Annotated in this window: 16 protein-coding genes; 8 read left to right on the forward strand and 8 right to left on the reverse strand. The window is 60.9% G+C overall.

All coding sequences use genetic code 11. The annotated features are described in order from the left end of the window. Window positions 1-9 precede the first annotated feature (9 nt). The 4 genes from H0Z09_RS11555 (at window position 10) to rluB (ending at window position 3,311) form a co-directional block, all read left to right on the forward strand. Window positions 10-708, forward strand: coding sequence for a ScpA family protein (locus H0Z09_RS11555; RefSeq protein WP_178115112.1), 699 nt, complete (start codon window positions 10-12; stop codon window positions 706-708). 12 nt (window positions 709-720) lie between these two features. Beyond that, complete coding sequence (scpB, locus tag H0Z09_RS11560) at window positions 721-1,632, forward strand: SMC-Scp complex subunit ScpB (protein ID WP_186690646.1); 912 nt, start codon at window positions 721-723, stop codon at window positions 1,630-1,632. A gap of 131 nt (window positions 1,633-1,763) precedes the next feature. After that, window positions 1,764-1,955, forward strand: coding sequence for a DUF1289 domain-containing protein (locus H0Z09_RS11565; RefSeq protein WP_186690648.1), 192 nt, complete (start codon window positions 1,764-1,766; stop codon window positions 1,953-1,955). Between the two features lie 144 nt (window positions 1,956-2,099). Then, entirely contained in the window at window positions 2,100-3,311 is a 1,212-nt protein-coding gene (gene rluB, locus H0Z09_RS11570) for a 23S rRNA pseudouridine(2605) synthase RluB (protein ID WP_076949714.1), read from the forward strand. 194 nt (window positions 3,312-3,505) lie between these two features. Here rluB and H0Z09_RS11575 read toward each other — a convergent pair whose 3' ends face one another. Beyond that, window positions 3,506-4,465 (reverse strand): leucyl aminopeptidase, encoded by a 960-nt coding sequence (locus H0Z09_RS11575; RefSeq protein WP_186690650.1) that lies wholly within the window; start codon window positions 4,463-4,465, stop codon window positions 3,506-3,508. A 73-nt stretch (window positions 4,466-4,538) separates the two neighbouring features. Then, entirely contained in the window at window positions 4,539-4,676 is a 138-nt protein-coding gene (locus tag H0Z09_RS11580; RefSeq protein WP_003175756.1) for a hypothetical protein, read from the reverse strand. 640 nt (window positions 4,677-5,316) lie between these two features. On the opposite strand from H0Z09_RS11580, the gene H0Z09_RS11585 reads away from it, so the two are divergent. The 3 genes from H0Z09_RS11585 (at window position 5,317) to arfB (ending at window position 7,945) form a co-directional block, all read left to right on the forward strand. After that, on the forward strand, window positions 5,317-6,738 hold the full coding sequence (locus H0Z09_RS11585; RefSeq protein WP_186690652.1) for an amino acid permease: 1,422 nt from the start codon (window positions 5,317-5,319) through the stop codon (window positions 6,736-6,738). Window positions 6,739-6,835: 97 nt separating this feature from the next. Then, entirely contained in the window at window positions 6,836-7,519 is a 684-nt protein-coding gene (locus H0Z09_RS11590; RefSeq protein WP_186690654.1) for a pentapeptide repeat-containing protein, read from the forward strand. Between the two features lie 12 nt (window positions 7,520-7,531). Beyond that, a complete protein-coding gene (gene arfB / locus H0Z09_RS11595; protein ID WP_076949710.1) occupies window positions 7,532-7,945 on the forward strand; it encodes an alternative ribosome rescue aminoacyl-tRNA hydrolase ArfB in 414 nt (137 codons plus the stop codon). Here arfB and H0Z09_RS11600 read toward each other — a convergent pair. The 3 genes from H0Z09_RS11600 to H0Z09_RS11610 form a co-directional block, all read right to left on the reverse strand. Then, entirely contained in the window at window positions 7,942-9,138 is a 1,197-nt protein-coding gene (locus tag H0Z09_RS11600) for an MFS transporter (protein WP_186690656.1), read from the reverse strand. The two genes, arfB and H0Z09_RS11600, sit on opposite strands and share 4 nt — an antisense overlap. Window positions 9,139-9,234: 96 nt before the next feature. Then, window positions 9,235-9,405, reverse strand: a complete 171-nt coding sequence (locus H0Z09_RS11605) for a hypothetical protein (RefSeq protein WP_186690658.1) — start codon at window positions 9,403-9,405, stop codon at window positions 9,235-9,237. Window positions 9,406-9,722: 317 nt separating this feature from the next. Beyond that, window positions 9,723-10,034 carry an Mpo1-like protein gene (locus tag H0Z09_RS11610; protein ID WP_186690660.1) on the reverse strand — a complete coding sequence of 104 codons (312 nt, stop codon included), beginning with the start codon at window positions 10,032-10,034 and terminating at the stop codon, window positions 9,723-9,725. Window positions 10,035-10,196: 162 nt separating this feature from the next. On the opposite strand from H0Z09_RS11610, the gene H0Z09_RS11615 reads away from it, so the two are divergent. Then, a complete protein-coding gene (locus tag H0Z09_RS11615; RefSeq protein ID WP_186690662.1) occupies window positions 10,197-11,255 on the forward strand; it encodes an AraC family transcriptional regulator in 1,059 nt (352 codons plus the stop codon). Here the strand turns inward: H0Z09_RS11615 and H0Z09_RS11620 are convergent. From H0Z09_RS11620 to H0Z09_RS11630, 3 genes are all read right to left on the reverse strand, one after another. After that, window positions 11,212-12,666: a TrkH family potassium uptake protein gene (locus tag H0Z09_RS11620; protein ID WP_076949706.1), complete on the reverse strand. Its 1,455-nt coding sequence runs from the start codon at window positions 12,664-12,666 to the stop codon at window positions 11,212-11,214. The two genes, H0Z09_RS11615 and H0Z09_RS11620, sit on opposite strands and share 44 nt — an antisense overlap. A gap of 151 nt (window positions 12,667-12,817) precedes the next feature. Further along, on the reverse strand, window positions 12,818-14,161 hold the full coding sequence (locus tag H0Z09_RS11625) for an imelysin family protein (RefSeq protein ID WP_186690664.1): 1,344 nt from the start codon (window positions 14,159-14,161) through the stop codon (window positions 12,818-12,820). A gap of 127 nt (window positions 14,162-14,288) precedes the next feature. After that, entirely contained in the window at window positions 14,289-16,340 is a 2,052-nt protein-coding gene (locus H0Z09_RS11630; protein ID WP_186690666.1) for an EAL domain-containing protein, read from the reverse strand. Window positions 16,341-16,372: the final 32 nt, after the last annotated feature.

Genomic DNA, 16,372 nt, shown 5'->3' on the forward strand with positions numbered 1-16,372 from the left:
CCGGATGCATTGGAAGTCTTCCTGGAAGCCTTCGAAGGTCCGTTGGACTTGCTGCTGTACCTGATCCGCAAACAGAACATTAATATCCTCGATATCCCGGTGGCGGAAATCACCCGCCAGTACATGGGCTATGTCGAGCTGATGCAGTCGGTACGCCTGGAGCTGGCCGCCGAGTACCTGGTGATGGCCGCCATGCTTGCCGAGATCAAGTCGCGCATGCTGTTGCCGCGCTCGGAAACGGTCGAGGCCGAAGAAGACGATCCGCGTGCCGAGCTGATCCGCCGTCTGCAAGAGTACGAACGCTTCAAGGCCGCCGCCGAAGGCATCGACGGCTTGAGCCGGGTCGGCCGTGACGTGGTCGTGCCCAAGCTCGACGCGCCCGAAGCCCGCGCGCGCAAGTTGCTGCCGGATGTGAGCCTGGAAGAATTGCTGATGTCCATGGCCGAGGTGCTGCGCCGTGGTGACATGTTTGAACACCATCAGGTCAGTCGCGAGGCGCTGTCCACGCGCGAGCGCATGAGCGACGTGCTGGAACGCCTCAAGGGCGGTGGGTTTGTGCCGTTTGTCGAGCTTTTCACCGCCGAAGAAGGGCGCCTGGGGGTAGTGGTTACGTTTATGGCGATCCTTGAGTTGGTGAAGGAATCCCTGGTCGAGCTGGTGCAGAATGAGCCCTTTGCGGCTATCCACGTGCGGGCGCGAGCCGAATAACGAGCTGAATCGATGAATCTGACTGAACCCCGCGAACTGGCCCCATTGCTGGAGGCTTTTCTCCTGGCCTCGGGTAAACCACAATCTTTGGAGCGCCTGTTCGAACTCTTTGAAGAGGCCGAGCGCCCTGAGCCGCCGGTATTCAAGAAGGCGCTGGAGATCCTGCGCAAGTCCTGCGAGGGCCGCGCTTTTGAATTGCGCGAAGTGGCGTCAGGTTATCGTCTGCAGATTCGTGAGAAGTTTTCCCCGTGGGTCGGCCGCTTGTGGGAAGAACGCCCGCAGCGATATTCACGGGCAATGCTGGAGACCATGGCCCTGATTGCCTATCGCCAGCCGATTACCCGTGGCGAGATCGAGGACGTGCGCGGCGTGGCGGTCAACAGCCATATCGTCAAGACCTTGCTGGAACGCGAGTGGATCCGCATCGTCGGTTACCGTGATGTGCCCGGCAAACCGGCGATGTTTGCCACTACCAAGGTGTTCCTCGACCACTTCAACCTGAAAAACCTTGACGACTTGCCGCCGCTGGCCGAGCTGCGCGAAATGGAAGCCGAGCCGGTGCTGGACTTTGATGACGCGCCAGTCCCGGCGGGCTTGCAGGAGCTGGCCGACGCCAGCGCCGAGCCGGAAGAGCCCAAGGACGAGACCAGTTTCCATACGCTGTTGCTGGAACTGGACGACATGGAGCAGGGCATCAAGACTGACTTCGATGATTTGCTGCGTGATGGTGCGGCTGAGCCGCCTATCCAGGTGGATGTTGAGCCCGAGCCTGAAGTCGAAGAAGACATCCTCGGTATCGCCGATGCCCGCGAGAAACTCCTGGCCGCCGTCGCCGCCCTCGAACAGCCACCGCTGAGCGACGAAGAAGACGAAGCCCGCGCCCTGGCTGAAGCCATCGAAAACGAACGCCGCCAGCAAGACTAACGCTGGACCCCTTGTGGGAGCGGGCTTGCTCGCGAAGGCGGTGTGTCAGGCGATGCATGTGCAAGCTGACACACCGCCTTCGCGAGCAAGCCCGCTCCCACATTTTGATCTCCACTGTCAGGGAGAAATATATGAGCTCCACCAAAGACCCCTGCATCAGCATCTGCAAGTTCAGCGACGACATCTGCGTCGGCTGTGGCCGCAGCAAGCGCGAGATCCGTGCCTGGAAGAAACTCGACAAACTCGACAAGCGCACTGTCCTGGCCGAAGCCGAACTGCGACTGCTTGCCCTCGGTGCCACCGGTCGGCGGAAAAGCAAATGACTTGGGCGTTATCGACTAGTCTCTGATGCGCAACGCGCGCCATGCGCGTATGATTCGCGACCCTTTGCCGACCTATTCGGCCAAAGCCCCGCTTTCAACACTCTTCAGGCCACGCCTGAATCGACCCACCGGGAGGTGCTTAAGATGAACGACAAAGACCAGAACGACAGCCAGGAAATCGGCCCAGCAGGCGAAAAACTGCAAAAGGTGCTGGCGCGTATCGGCGTGGGCTCGCGCCGCGACGTCGAAGCCTGGATCACCCAGAAGCGCATCAAGGTCAACGGCGTCGAGGCCACCCTCGGCCAGCGCGTCGACCTGCACGATGCAATCACCATTGATGGCAAGGTCATCAAGCGTGAAGAGGCCGCCGAATCGGTGCGCCGCGTCATCATGTACAACAAGCCTGACGGCGAGATCTGCACCCGTGACGACCCTGAAGGCCGTCCAACCGTGTTCGACAAGATGCCCAAGCCCAAAGAAGGCCGCTGGATCAACATCGGTCGTCTCGACATCAACACCACCGGCTTGCTGATGTTCACCACCGACGGTGAGCTGGCCAACCGCCTGATGCACCCGTCCTACGAGATGGACCGCGAATACGCCGTGCGTGTGCGTGGCGAAGTCGATGACGAGATGATCGAGCGCTTGAAAGCCGGCGTTGTCCTCGAAGACGGCCCGGCCAAGTTCACCGACATCAAGCAGGCCCCGGGTGGCGAAGGGTTTAACCACTGGTACCACTGCGTGGTGATGGAAGGCCGCAACCGCGAAGTGCGTCGCCTGTGGGAATCCCAGGGCCTGGTGGTCAGCCGCCTGAAGCGCGTGCGTTTCGGTCCGGTGTTCCTGAACTCCGACCTGCCGATGGGCCGCTGGCGCGAAATGAGCCAATACGAAGTCGACATCCTCAGCGCCGAAGTCGGCCTGGCCCCGGTGGCGATGCCGCAGATGAACGCCAAGAGCAAAGACAAGCTTGAGCGTATGCAGCGTAAATCGTCGCGCCCTGTGCCGCGCACCGAACGTGTTGCCCGCACCCTGCGCCCGGCGCTGAATGCACCGGCAACGGGCGGGCGTATCTCCCGTGAGCCGCAGATCGAAGGCGAGCGCCGCCCAACCGCGCCATCGCGCCAGGAAGGCGAGCGTGCGCCACGCGCGCCGCGTCCAGCCCCGTCGGGTGGTCGCAGCAACCGTGGTGAAGGCGATCGCCCCGCCGACAGCGCCAGCACCAAGCGTCCAGCCAAACCGGCGGCGAACAAGCGCCCTGGCCCGAAACTGGTCGCCGACGAGCCGTCGGGCAAGCGCCGTGGCGCGCCGGCCGGTTCCGGTCAGCGTCCGGGGTTTGGTCGCAAGAAGCCGCAGTGATGCTTTAGGCACTGCACAAAAAAACGCCAACCTTCAGGGGTGGCGTTTTTTTTGATCTGAAATACGCTCGAAAATGTGGGAGCGGGCTTGCTCGCGAAGGCGGAGTGTCAGTCAACATATCTATTGACTGATCCACCGCTTTCGCGAGCAAGCCCGCTCCCACAGGGGATTTTCATTGATTTCGAATCAGCGTTTCAAAACGCAAAGGTGCCATCAAACACCGGCTTGTCGTCCAGCGCCAACACCCCACTGGCAAAGATCAGGTCCAAGTGATGGCTGCCTTTCTGCCCGCCACCCAAGCCCAGGTGCAACCCGCAATGGCGCTCTTCAAACCCGGCATTGCGCGCATACAAATCCTTCACCCCTTCATTGGTGCCGATCCCCAATTCTTCCACGCGCCGGTTGGACGGGTTGGCATTCAAGTACTTGTTGAAATCATCCGCCAGCCCCGGTACATCGCTGGCCACGCTGCAGACGGTGGAGTTCTCGATCCACAGCTCCAGCGGTGATTGCAGCACGCCGTATTTGCGCGCGAACGGAATGGTGCTCAAAAAGGTGCCGACAAACCGCACCTGGCCATTGATGGCTTCGCTGTGGGTCGCGATTTCGCCAGGCGCCAGGTCATGATTGCCGACGCCGTTGATATTGGTCCACTTCTTGATGCTGCTCAACGGCGCTTCCAGCCGCGACCCATGCTTGTCGGTAAAGCTCAGCACATTAGCCTGGGACATGCGCCGGATCAGCGTGGCGTTGAGGTCAGCGATGCGCTGCGGCTCGACGCTGAAGGTGTCGTAGAAATAGTCGCCGTAGTCCTTGAACAGCAGGGATTTTTTCCAGTGCTCGGCCATCACGCCTTGCAGGGCACGGATAAAGTCCGGGCCTTCGGCGCGGGGGTTGGGCAAGGTCGAGGAGTCGTAGAGAAACAGGTACAGGTCGCAGGCTTCGATGGCCTCGGCCAGGGTGTCGCTGGCGGCAAGGTCCAGGCGCTGCACCTGGAAGTTGAAACGGGCGGCGCTGCTGTGGGTGATCGTCTGGGCGATGGCGTCGTAGCGCTCGGTATGGCCCAGCAGCACGGTGGGGCGGCTGAGGCCATTGAGGGCCGGGTGATGCGCAAGGTAGTAGAGAAAATGTTCGACGGCGCGGGCCTTGTCCATGACGTGGTTCCTTGTGTGCCTTGGGTAAGGGGGCAGGTGCCGTGCACAGCACCTGCCGAATGCGTGCCGGTTTTTAGAATGGCCACATCGCGGTGCCGAACGGCACAACGGCATCGGCTTGCATCATTTCAACGGCGGCCTCATGGGTCGGCGCTTCAAACCAATCGTCGAGTTGCAGTTCGGTTTCCAGGTCGTTTTCCAGTGCTTGCATGGTGTATCTCCTAGAGGACGTTGTTTGAGAACGGCTTGCCTGCGGGCTTCGTAGGCAAGTGGAAAGAACCTAGGAGAGAGTGTTTCAAAATGCAAAATTTTTATTGACACGGTTTCATTTGAATTTTTTATTCTGTTTTCCACGTTTGAGTTTTTCTTGAGCAAAAACAGAGCGCTGATGCGGCCGATGGCGGAGGTCATCGACGAGCGTCAATTTTTATCCAGATCACAGCTGTAACGTTAATTTTCCGCTCTGTAACGATTGATTTACGAGTAAATGGCGACAACATGGGGCTATCCGGCGGTGTAAGGATTTGCTGACAGATGGGGCGCGCATGCCGTGCGGGCTCGGCCACAACCTGCCGAGCGGTGTACAATGCGCCGCGTTTTACTGTGACCACCTTGCGTAACCACGCAGAGGGCCAAGACCTCGGGGTTTACCCACCCTGATCACTCCGCCTGGCCACGAGCCGGACGGGTTCGATTTCGTCACAGATAAAAACAAACAGGTGACGCATGACCGTTAAAACGACGCTGTACTCCTGGTGCCCGCGCTGGGGTTTGAGCGGCGCTGCTTGAGTCGGTAATTCAAGGCAGCAACCTGCATTCAACATCATCAAACCTTGCGTGAGAGCCTTTTCATGAGTGTTTCCCCTTCCTCTTCAGGCGAGCTGAAACGCGGCCTGAAAAACCGGCATATCCAATTGATCGCCTTGGGTGGCGCCATCGGCACCGGCCTGTTCCTCGGTTCGGCCGGGGTGCTTAAATCCGCTGGCCCGTCGATGATCCTGGGCTATGCCATCTGCGGCTTCATTGCCTTCATGATCATGCGCCAGCTCGGCGAAATGATCGTCGAAGAGCCGGTCGCCGGTTCCTTCAGCCATTTTGCCCACAAATATTGGGGCGGTTTCGCCGGCTTCCTGTCTGGCTGGAACTGCTGGATCCTGTACATCCTGGTGGGCATGTCGGAGCTGACGGCCGTCGGCAAATATGTGCATTACTGGTGGCCCGAGATCCCGACCTGGGTCTCTGCCGCAGCCTTCTTCGTGTTGATCAACCTGATCAACCTGGCCAACGTCAAAGTCTTCGGCGAAGCCGAGTTCTGGTTTGCCATCATCAAAGTGGTGGCGATTGTCGGCATGATCGCCCTGGGCAGCTACATGCTGGTCAGCGGCAGCGGCGGGCCACAGGCTTCGGTGACCAACCTGTGGGAACACGGCGGCTTCTTCCCCCACGGCATCGGTGGGTTGGTGATGGCCATGGCGATCATCATGTTCTCTTTCGGCGGCCTGGAAATGCTCGGCTTTACCGCTGCTGAAGCGGATCAGCCGCGCACCGTGATCCCGAAAGCGATCAATCAGGTGATCTACCGCATCCTGATCTTCTACATCGGTGCGCTGGTGGTGCTGTTGTCGCTGACGCCCTGGGACAGTTTGCTGACCACCCTCAACGCCTCCGGCGATGCCTACAGCGGCAGCCCGTTCGTGCAGGTGTTCTCGATGCTGGGCAGCAATACCGCCGCGCATATCCTCAACTTCGTGGTGCTCACAGCGGCGCTGTCGGTATACAACAGCGGCACCTACTGCAACAGCCGCATGCTGCTGGGCATGGCCGAGCAGGGCGACGCGCCCGAAGCCCTGGCGAAGATCGACAAGCGCGGTGTGCCGGTGCGCGCCATCCTGGCCTCGGCCGCGGTCACCCTGGTTGCCGTGCTGATGAACTACCTGATCCCGCAACATGCGCTGGAGTTGCTGATGTCCCTGGTGGTGGCCACGCTGGTGATCAACTGGGCGATGATCAGCTTTTCCCACTTCAAGTTCCGCCAGCACATGAACCGCACCGGCCAGGTGCCGTTGTTCAGGGCGCTGTGGTACCCGTACGGTAACTATGTGTGCCTGGCGTTCGTGGTGTTTATCCTAGTGATCATGCTGATGATTCCGGGGATCCAGGTGTCGGTGTATGCGATTCCGGTGTGGGTCGCGTTTATGGCGGTGTGTTACTGGCTGAAGAACAAGCGCGCGGCCCGGGCTGCTGTGGGGGCCACAGGTCCGGTTCTGGAGTAGGACCTTTCCCCATACAGAAACCCGGCGTCTTGCCGGGTTTTTTGTGGGCGTAAGCAGGTTAAAATCGCGCCTCGTTTTCGAGCGTGCCGGAGGTTCCATGCAACACACCGACATTGACGGCGGCGCGTTACAGCGCCATGAGCTGCAAGACCTGATCGACCGGCACAGCGGCCCCTTGCGCCTGATCGGAGTGGATTTGAGTGGCGCCGATCTGTCCCGCATGGCACTGGATCACTGGGTGTTCGAGCGCTGCATCCTCGTCCAGACCTCCTTCCTCGGTTCTCGACTGGAAGGTACTCAGTGGAAAAGCTGCCGTGCCAGCCTCGCCATTTTCGAAGCGGCAAACCTGCTGGAGGCGCAGTTTCACGGTTGCGACCTGAACAACACCCGCTGGCAGCGCAGCAAGCTGTCCCAGGCCAACTTTGAACACTGCAAGTTGACTGGCGCCAACTTCACCCACTGCGCATCCCTGGGCTTGAGCTTCAGCGAAACGCGGCTTAACAGCGCATTTTTGTCTGGACTGTCCTTTGCCCGCACAGTGCTGAATAATTTGGATTTCTCTGATAGCGACCTATCGGACGCCGACTTTCGCAAATCCGAACTGATCGACTGCAGCCTCGCCCACGCGCGTGTCAATGGCGCAAATTTCGCGGGTGCCGACTTGCGTGGTGCGGATTTGAGCGGGTTTCGCCTCAATGATGCCAAACTGTTCAAAGGCGCCGTGATTTCCAAAGCCCAGGCGTCGCTGTTGTTGTCCGAGTTGGGCTTGTCCGTTGCCTAGGATGTTTGATTGATGCTGCTGATTTCCAACAACGTCCACCTGCCCGACGCTGAAATCGAGCTGACCGCCATTCGCGCGCAAGGCGCCGGTGGGCAGAACGTCAACAAGGTGTCGAGCGCCGTGCACCTGCGTTTTGATATCCCGGCGTCATCGCTGCCCGAATTCTACAAGGAGCGGTTGCTGGCGCTGCGCGACAGTCGCATTACCAGCGAGGGCGTGCTGGTGCTCAAGGCCCAGCAGTACCGCACGCAAGAGCAGAACCGCGCCGATGCCCTGGAGCGCCTGGTGGAACTGATCCTCAGTGCCACCAAGGTGGAGAAGAAGCGCCGCCCGACCAAGCCGACCCTGGGCTCGAAAAAGCGTCGCCTCGAATCCAAGACCAAGCGTGGCAGCATCAAGGCCGGGCGTGGCAAGGTCGACTTTTAAGCGTCGCGTGCTTCGCGGGCCTTGGGCGCCTGGCGATACAAGTACAGGCTCAGCAGCAAACCGCCCAAGGCGGCGAGGGCGGCGAACAGGAAGATCGAGGCAAAGCCGAAGCCTGCCGCCACGGCACCGGCGAGCGGGCCGGTGATGCCCAGCGACAGGTCGATAAACAGCGAGTAAGCCCCCACCGCCGAGCCTCGGCTGGAGGCGGGCACCAGGTTGACCGCTTCCACCCCCAGCGCTGGAAATACCAGGGAAAAGCCAAACCCGCTCAACGCTGCGCCCGCCAGCGCCAGGTTGGCATCCGGCGCCAGCCACAACAGCAGCAGCCCGAGAATTTCCACCGACAGGCAGGCGATCGCCACGCGAAAGCCGCCGATACGGTTGATCAGGTTGCCGAACAGCAGGCGCGCGCCGATAAAACTGGCACCGAACAGGCTCAGCGCCCACACCGCGTTATCCCAGTGCTGAGTGGTGTAATACAGGGTTATAAAGGTGGCGATGGTGCCAAAGCCGATGGAGCCCAGGGCCAGCGCGCAGCCATGGGGCAGTACTCGACCGAGGACATTCATGAATGGCAGGCGCACACCGGCCACGATCGGCGCGGCGACCTTGTTCCAGGCCAGCCACAGGCCCAGGATTGCCAGCAGGATAATGCTGACGCCCATGCTCCACAGCCCGAAGTTTCTCACCATCAGCACGCCCAGGGGCGCGCCGATCGCCAAGGCACCGTAGCTGGCGATGCCGTTCCAGGAGATAACCTTGGCGGTATTCGCCGCGCCGACCCGGCCGATCCCCCAACCGATGGCACCCGATCCCACCAGGCTTTCAGCACTGCCCAATACCAGGCGTCCGATCAGCAGGCAGCCGAGGCTCAAGGCCGGCAGGCTGGAAAACCATGCGGCGAGCAGCATGAATACGCCACTCAGGCCGCAGCCCGCCAAACCGATCAGCACCGCACGCTTGCTGCCCAGGGTATCGATAAGCTTGCCCGCATAGGGTCGGCTCAGCAAGGTGGCCAGGTATTGCACACTGATCACCAGCCCCGCAATTACCGCGCCGAAGCCCAGTTCGCTATGGACATAGCCGGGCAATACGGCCAGCGGAATGCCGATATTCAGGTAGCCGATAAAGGTGAACAACACGATGGAAACAACTTGCAGCGTGACCGCCATGGGGCGCTGGGTATCTGGCATGGGGAAAGGTCCACTGTCGCAGCAGGTAAAGATAGGCTGCTAATGATACCGCTGCTTTAGCCCGAGCAGGGCGGGTAAAACGCAAAACATCAGGTGTCAGGGCTTGGCAGGAGCCAGCAATTGAGTGGTGACCAGGGCAGCCAAGGCGTTTTCCTGGGTACCGAAGCGCTTGAGCAACACGGCTTGTTTGTCCGCGCCGAGGCGGTTCCAGACTTCGACCATTTGCAGGGCGGCGTCGAGTACGGCGGTATCGGGAGTATTGGTCATTGCAGGGATCTCGAATTGTTCAGGCAGTGTGGAAAGCGCTCAAAGCTGCGCTTTCCACACGGTCTGGTACGGCGTCAGTCCTGGCTTTCGCTGTCGACTGGTTTTGCTTCTTTGGCTTCAGGCTGCATGTCGCTGGCCTGCTGCGGTGTTGGCTGCTCTGTAGGGTGCAGGCTTGGGAAGGGGAGATTAGGTATCTCGTGCATCGTCGTCGCTCCTCGCAAGGTCTGTTTTCAATCGCAGGTGATTGCGCGCTCTCAAAAAGCCTTGGCAGGATACAGCACTGTAAATGACAAATAGACTTTTATATCGACCAAGGACTAGAACGGCACCTTGCCCAGAATCATGTCGCGGTACATCACAAAATCCCCCAGCAAACTGTAGAGCGGGTGCTTGAACGTCGCCGGGCGGTTCTTTTCGAAGAAGAAGTGGCCGATCCAGGCAAAACTGTAGCCGGCGATCGGCACCGCAATCAGTAAACCCAGCGAACCCCTGCCGATGGCATATGCCAGGATGCCGATCACCAGCGTGGTGCCGATGAAGTGCAGGCGCCGGCAGGTGCTGTTGCCGTGTTCGCGCAGGTAATGCGGGTAAAATTCGGCAAAACTGTTGAATTGCTTGACGTTTTCCACGGTGGCCGGCCCTTTGATTGTTATGCCGCGCGAACAGATGTTCGGCGGGGAGCTTATTTGAGTCTAGAGTGATCAGTGGTAACAGCCAGTGACAATAGGCGCCACTTTAATATCCTTGGCCTCCTGGCTGCCATTTAGGCCTGCATTATTTAAGAAGACGCCATGAGCGAACGAACAACGTCTGCAAGCTGGGCGATGGGGATAGTCAAGGCACTGGAGATGGACAGCCTGGATTGCCGCGTCTTGTTCAAGCAGCTCGGCCTGGACTACGCCGCCCTGAGCGATCCCGATGCGCGGTTCCCGCAAGACGCCATGACCCGCCTGTGGCAACGGGCGGTGGAGCTGTCGGGCAACCCGGCGATCGGCCTGAACATGGGCAAAGTGGTGCGCCCGGCATCGTTTCATGTGGCCGGCTATGCACTGATGTCCAGTAATACCCTTGCCGAGGGCTTTATGCGCCTGGTGCGCTACCAGCGCATCATTGCCGAAAGTGCCGACTTGAGTTTCAGACTGATCCCCGAAGGCTATGCGTTGATCCTGACGGTGCACGGTGACCACCTGCCGCCCACCCGGCAAAGCGCCGAAGCCTCGCTCGCCTGTGCCCTGGCGCTCTGCGGCTGGCTGACCGGCCGTACGCTGCAGCCGCGCAAGGTGGTGTTGCAAGGCGATCAGCCGACGGACCTGTCGCCCTACAAACAAGCCTTTCACGCGCCCCTGGAGTTCAACGGGCCCTATGATGCACTGATTTTCGAACGGGCCGACATGGACGCGCCGCTGCCCACCGCGAACGAAGCCATGGCGCTGCTGCATGACCGATTTGCCGGTGAATACCTGGCTCGCTTCTCGGAAAGCCGCGTGACCCACAAGGCGCGACAAGTGCTGTGCCGCCTGTTGCCTCAGGGCGAGCCCAAGCGTGAAGTGGTGGCCCGCTCGTTACACCTGTCCCAGCGCACGCTGCAGCGGCGTCTGCAGGAAGAAGGCACCAGCTTCCAGGCCCTGCTCGACGACACCCGTCGCGAACTGGCCGAGCAATACCTGGCGCAGCCCAGCATGACCCTGCTGGAAATTGCCTACCTGTTGGGGTTTGCCGACCCGAGCAACTTCTTCCGCGCGTTTCGTCGCTGGTTCGATACCACGCCCGGCGAGTACCGGACGCGGTTGCTGCAAGTGTCGACGCTCAGTGGCGCCAAAACGCCGGAATGCACAACACAAAGACCGTAATGATCTCCAGTCGGCCCAGCAGCATGCCGAGCGACAGGATCCACTTGGCCGCATCCGGCAGGCTGGCGAAGTTGCCCGCCGGGCCAATGGTTTCACCCAGGCCCGGACCCACGCCGGAGACGGTACTGGCGGCGCCGGTCAGCGCAGTCATCCAGTCCAGGCCCAGCAGCGACAGGGCCAGGGCGATGGCGCAGATGGTGATGGCGAAGAAAAACGAAAAAGTCAGGATGGAACGCACGATCTCTTCATCGAGGCGGTGGCCGTTGTACTTTTGCTTGATCACCGCGCGCGGGTGAATAAGCTGGTTCAAGTTGGCCTTGAGCAGGATGTAGGCGACCTGGAAGCGGAAGATCTTGATCCCGCCCGCCGTGGAACCCGAGCAGCCACCGATAAAGCCCAGGTAAAAGAACAGCATCAGTGAGAAGTTGCCCCACAGGCTGTAGTCCCCCAGAGCAAAGCCGGTGGTGGTGACCACCGAGGTGACGTTCAAGGCTACATGCCGAAGGGCGTCCAGCCAATGCAGGTTGGTGGTCCACCAGTACCAGGTGCCGAGTACCAGCCAGGTCACCAGCAACAAGCCGAGCAAGCCCTGCACCTGTTGGTCCTTGATCAAGGCCTTGCGGTTGCCGCGCAACGTCGCCACGTACAGGGTAAACGGCAAGCTGCCGAGGATCATCACCACCACCGCGACCCAGTGCACCGCCGGCTGCTTCCAGTGCGCCAGGGATTCATCGGAGGTGGAAAAACCGCCGGTGGAAATGGCCGACATCGCATGGTTGATCGCATCGAACAGGCCCATCCCGGCCCACCAGAACGCCAGGCTGCCGAGGATGGTAATGCCCACGTAGGCCGCCACGATCAGCCGCGCCACCATGTGCGAGCGGGGCATGACCTTTTCCGAGCGGTCCGAGGATTCGGTCTGGAACAGGCGCATGCCACCGATGCGCAGCAGCGGCAGGATCGCCACCGCCATGCCGATAAAGCCGATGCCACCCAGCCAGTGCAGCAGCGAGCGCCACATCAGGATGCCGGGCGACATGGCATCCAGGCCGCTCAACACCGTGGAACCGGTGGCGGTGATGCCGGACATGCTTTCAAAGAACGAATCGGTGTAGCTGATGTGCTGGGTCAATAGAAACGGCAGCGCGGCAAAGATGCACACCACCACCCAGCTGGTAACGGTCAGCAGGTACATGTCCCGCGGGCGCAAGTGCACATGCTCGGGGCGACCGGGGATCACCAGGGCCAGGCCTGCGATAAAGGTGATCATGCTGGCCCACAGGAAAGAGGGCAGGTCACTGGTGCGTTCGAAGATCACCAGGGTCGCCATGGGCACGACCATGGCGATCGCGAGAGTGATCAGGAAGATGCCGATGATGAAACCAATGATGCGTAGGGTCGGCAACGCCATGAAGTGAGCTCGGGTGTGGGGAGTGGCGCCATTCTACCTGCGGTTCAGGGCTTGTAAACCGGGGGTGGAGACGCCGCGATCTAATGTGGGATGCCAGGCAGAGCGCAAAAAAAAGGCGACCCGCAGGTCGCCTTGTCCAACACCGCTCGGATCAGAACTCGTGATCAGCGCTGTCCGGGTTCAGGTCGCTTATGCCCAGCTTGCCCGCGGCCGCTTCGATCGAGCCGGTCTGCTTGACCAGCGCAGCGATGGCGTCACGCACGATCTGGTTGCCGGCGTCATTACCGGCAGCGATCAACTGGTCGTAGTGCTCGCCCTTGTTGGCGTGGTCAACCATGACCTGGATCTTCGCTTCGGTCGCCGCCAGGTCCGCTTTCAACGCGGTATCGGCAGCCGGATCGGCCTTGGCCACCAGGGACGACAGGCTGGCGCCGGTCATTTTGGTACCGTCGACACGGGTGTACTCGCCCAGGTAGACGTTGCGGATGCCTTTGGCGTCGTAGAAATGCGAGTAGTGAGTGTTGTCACTGAAGCAGTCCTGCTCGTCTTCCGGCGAGTTGGCCTCCAGGGAAACCTTCATGCGTTCACCGGCCAGTTCGCCCAGGGACAGGCTGCCCATGCCGAACAGCATTTTGCGCAGGCCGTCGGTGGCAGGTTCTGCCTCCAGGGTGGCGCGGTAGTTGTCTTCGACGTTGGGTTTCCAGTTGCCGACCATCTCTTCCAAGTCGCTGACCAGCAGTTGGGTCACGGCCCGCAGGTAGGTGCGGCGGCGTTCGTTGTGGCCGCCAGTGGCGCCGTCGCCGGTCAGGTAGTCCGACGCAGGGCGGTTGCCGGCGCCCGGGCCGGTACCGTTGAGGTCCTGGCCCCACAGCAGGAATTCGATGGCGTGGTAGCCGGTGGCGACGTTCGCCTCGGAACCGCCCAGCTCATTGAGGCTGGCGAGTTTTTCCGGGGTGATTTCCTTCACGTCGACCTTGTCTTCGCCGACCTGGATCTGGGTATTGGCGATGATATTGGCGGTAGCGCCTGGGTTACCCAGGGCGTGCTCGTAGGATTTGTCGGTGTAGTCGATCAGGCCTTCGTCCAGTGGCCAGGCGTTCACCTGGCCTTCCCAGTCGTCGATGATGGTGTTGCCGAAGCGGAACACTTCACTCTGCAGGTACGGCACGCGGGCGGCGATCCAGGCGGTACGAGCGGCTTTGAGCGTCTGGTCGTTCGGGTTCGCGAGGAAGGTGTCGATGGCGGTCTGCAGGGTTTTTGCGGTGGACTCGGCGTCGCTGTAGACCGCGAACACCATGTCTGCGTAATGCGCGACCACGGCCTTGGCGGCCGCTTCGTCGACCTGGCCGGCAGGGGCGGCAGCCGCTGGAGCGGTAGTGCTGGCAGCCGGGGTCGGCGCCTGGGGCGCTGCGGCCTTGTCTTTACCTTCGCCGCAACCGGCGAGAGAAATGGCAATGGCCAGCAGACTGGCGGTGGCCAGGGGCATACGAATCATGGCGAACATCCTGCTTCGGTTGTTGATGGGGCGCGCGGGGAGCGCAAAAAGCTGCGACATAATGCGAAAGATTTGCATTTTGTGTAAAGGGTTATACGCGGGAAATATTCAGTATCGTCTTGCCGTGTCACAGAATCGTGGCGTTATTGCGCTCCGATTGCTTCAGAAAAGCCGCCAACTCCCGCGCCTGCAAGGGTTTGCTGTAGTGGTAACCCTGACCTTCATGGCAACCCTCGGAGATGATGTAGGCCTCCTGCTCTGCGGTTTCCACGCCTTCGGCGATCACCTGCATGCCCAGGCTTTTGCCCAGTTGAATGATCGCGCGCACGATGGTCGCATCGTCGTCGTCATCCTGCAGGTCCTGGACGAAGCTTTTGTCGATCTTGATCTTGTCCAGGGGCAGGCTTTTCAGGTAGCTCAGGGATGAATAGCCGGTGCCGAAGTCGTCAATCGCAATCAGCGCCCCGGAGCGGCGCAGGCTCAGCAGGTGCTGGGCGGCGGTGCTGATGTCTTCCATCAGGCCCGTCTCGGTGACTTCCAGCTCCAGGCTGCGCGGCGGCAGGCGGTAGATCTGCATCAGGTTATTGACCACCCGTGGCAACTCGGTGTGGTGCAACTGCACGGTGGACAGGTTGACCGCCATGCGCAGTCCGGTAAAGCCCAGGTCGTGCCATTCGCGCAACTGGCGGCAAGCCTGGTCGAGCACCCATTCGCCAATCGGGATAATGGTGCCGTTCTGTTCGGCCAGCGGGATAAACAGGTCCGGTGGCACCAGGCCGTGCTCCGGGTGCTGCCAGCGGATCAACGCTTCGACACCGACCACGCGGTGGTCGCGGTAGCAGATCTGCGGTTGGTAGACCAAATGGAACTGGTCGCGGCTGAGCGCCTCGCGCAGGTCTTTTTCCAGCTCGCGGCGGCGGCGCATTTCGCTGTCGACGCTGGCGATGTAGAACTGATAGCGGTTGCGCGAACGGGTCTTGGCCAGGGTCATGGTCTGTTCGGCTTTTTGCAGCAGCTTTTCAGTGCTGTCGCCGTCTTCCGGGAACAGGGTGATACCGATGGTGGCGCGCAGGCGAATGCCTTCGTGGTCGAAGGCAAACTCCGCTTCCAGGTCGTCGAGGATGCTTTGCGCCAGTTCGGCAGCTTCGTAAGGCTGGTCGATATCGGCCTGCACCAGTGCGAACTGGTCGCCGCCCAACCGGGCCAGCGCGCCGAGGCGGCCGCTGTGCGCACGCAGGCGGTCGGCCAGGGCCAGCAGCAGTTTGTCGCCCGCCTGATAGGTGAACTGTTCGTTGACGCTTTTGAAGTCATCCAGCCCCACGCACAACACCGCCACACGGCGTTGCCGGCGGCCAGCGTCGCTGAGGATCTTGTCCAGTTGCTCCTGCAGCTTCTGGCGGTTCGGCAGACCGGTCAGGAAATCGTACTGGGCCATGCGCAGCAGGCTGTTTTCGGCTTCGTGGCGCAGGTGGGTATTGCGCTCGATGGATTCGAGCAACTGGTTGGCGGTATTGATCCACAGGCCTAGCTCGTTGCGCTCATGGCCCTTGAGCTGCGGAATCTTGTGTTCGCTGGGCCGGTCCGGGTTGATCGACGTCAGGTGCTCGATGATCCGTGACAGCGGCTTGGTCAGCAGCCAGTGATAGACCAGGTACAGCACCAGGCCGAGCGCCAGCGCGCGCAGTACGCCGGAGACAAAGATGATCACCGAATTGACGATAAAGCCCTGCCCATAGGTGGCCGTGTCGAGGGTGATGCTCAGGTCGCCGTAGTACTCGCTGTAGGGGCCCTTGCCGACCAGAGGGGTGGTAAAGGTGCGTTCCCGGCCAAGAATCAGGTCGGTCAGCCAGCGGCTGGGGGCATGCTGCAAGGCGCGGCTCTTTTCGGCCAGCATGGTTTCGGCGGGATGGCCGATGGACGCCATGCGCACGGCTTCATCCTGGAACAGGCCTTCAATGACTTGCATGCCCATCTCGCGGTCCAGGCTGTAGACGGCCTGGGTCGAAGGGTCGCGAAACATGTCGAGGATGCGCTGGGCATCATCGGCCACCGCCTGGCGTGTCTTGTATGCATCGAAAACAATCTGCGCCACGCTCAGCGCTACGCCCACGATCAATGCCGAAAGCAGCACAACCCGTAGCAACTTCACCGACAAGCTGTGTTTGAGTTCCAGCTTCACAGGGGCATTCCTTGTCTCATGCGGGTGGCCTT

Source organism: Pseudomonas sp. SWRI18 (genome assembly GCF_014268345.1).
Taxonomy (GTDB): domain Bacteria; phylum Pseudomonadota; class Gammaproteobacteria; order Pseudomonadales; family Pseudomonadaceae; genus Aquipseudomonas; species Aquipseudomonas cedrina.

Bases quoted from the DNA above. Each gene is read 5' to 3' on its own strand.
- scpB (WP_186690646.1), top strand. From the start codon at position 721: ATGAATCTGACTGAACCCCGCGAACTGGCCCCATTGCTGGAGGCTTTT.
- H0Z09_RS11615 (WP_186690662.1), top strand. From the start codon at position 10,197: ATGAGCGAACGAACAACGTCTGCAAGCTGGGCGATGGGGATAGTCAAG.
- rluB (WP_076949714.1), top strand. From the start codon at position 2,100: ATGAACGACAAAGACCAGAACGACAGCCAGGAAATCGGCCCAGCAGGC.
- H0Z09_RS11600 (WP_186690656.1), bottom strand. From the start codon at position 9,138: ATGCCAGATACCCAGCGCCCCATGGCGGTCACGCTGCAAGTTGTTTCC.
- H0Z09_RS11620 (WP_076949706.1), bottom strand. From the start codon at position 12,666: ATGGCGTTGCCGACCCTACGCATCATTGGTTTCATCATCGGCATCTTC.
- H0Z09_RS11625 (WP_186690664.1), bottom strand. From the start codon at position 14,161: ATGATTCGTATGCCCCTGGCCACCGCCAGTCTGCTGGCCATTGCCATT.
- arfB (WP_076949710.1), top strand. From the start codon at position 7,532: ATGCTGCTGATTTCCAACAACGTCCACCTGCCCGACGCTGAAATCGAG.
- H0Z09_RS11575 (WP_186690650.1), bottom strand. From the start codon at position 4,465: ATGGACAAGGCCCGCGCCGTCGAACATTTTCTCTACTACCTTGCGCAT.
- H0Z09_RS11585 (WP_186690652.1), top strand. From the start codon at position 5,317: ATGAGTGTTTCCCCTTCCTCTTCAGGCGAGCTGAAACGCGGCCTGAAA.
- H0Z09_RS11590 (WP_186690654.1), top strand. From the start codon at position 6,836: ATGCAACACACCGACATTGACGGCGGCGCGTTACAGCGCCATGAGCTG.
- H0Z09_RS11605 (WP_186690658.1), bottom strand. From the start codon at position 9,405: ATGACCAATACTCCCGATACCGCCGTACTCGACGCCGCCCTGCAAATG.
- H0Z09_RS11580 (WP_003175756.1), bottom strand. From the start codon at position 4,676: ATGCAAGCACTGGAAAACGACCTGGAAACCGAACTGCAACTCGACGAT.
- H0Z09_RS11565 (WP_186690648.1), top strand. From the start codon at position 1,764: ATGAGCTCCACCAAAGACCCCTGCATCAGCATCTGCAAGTTCAGCGAC.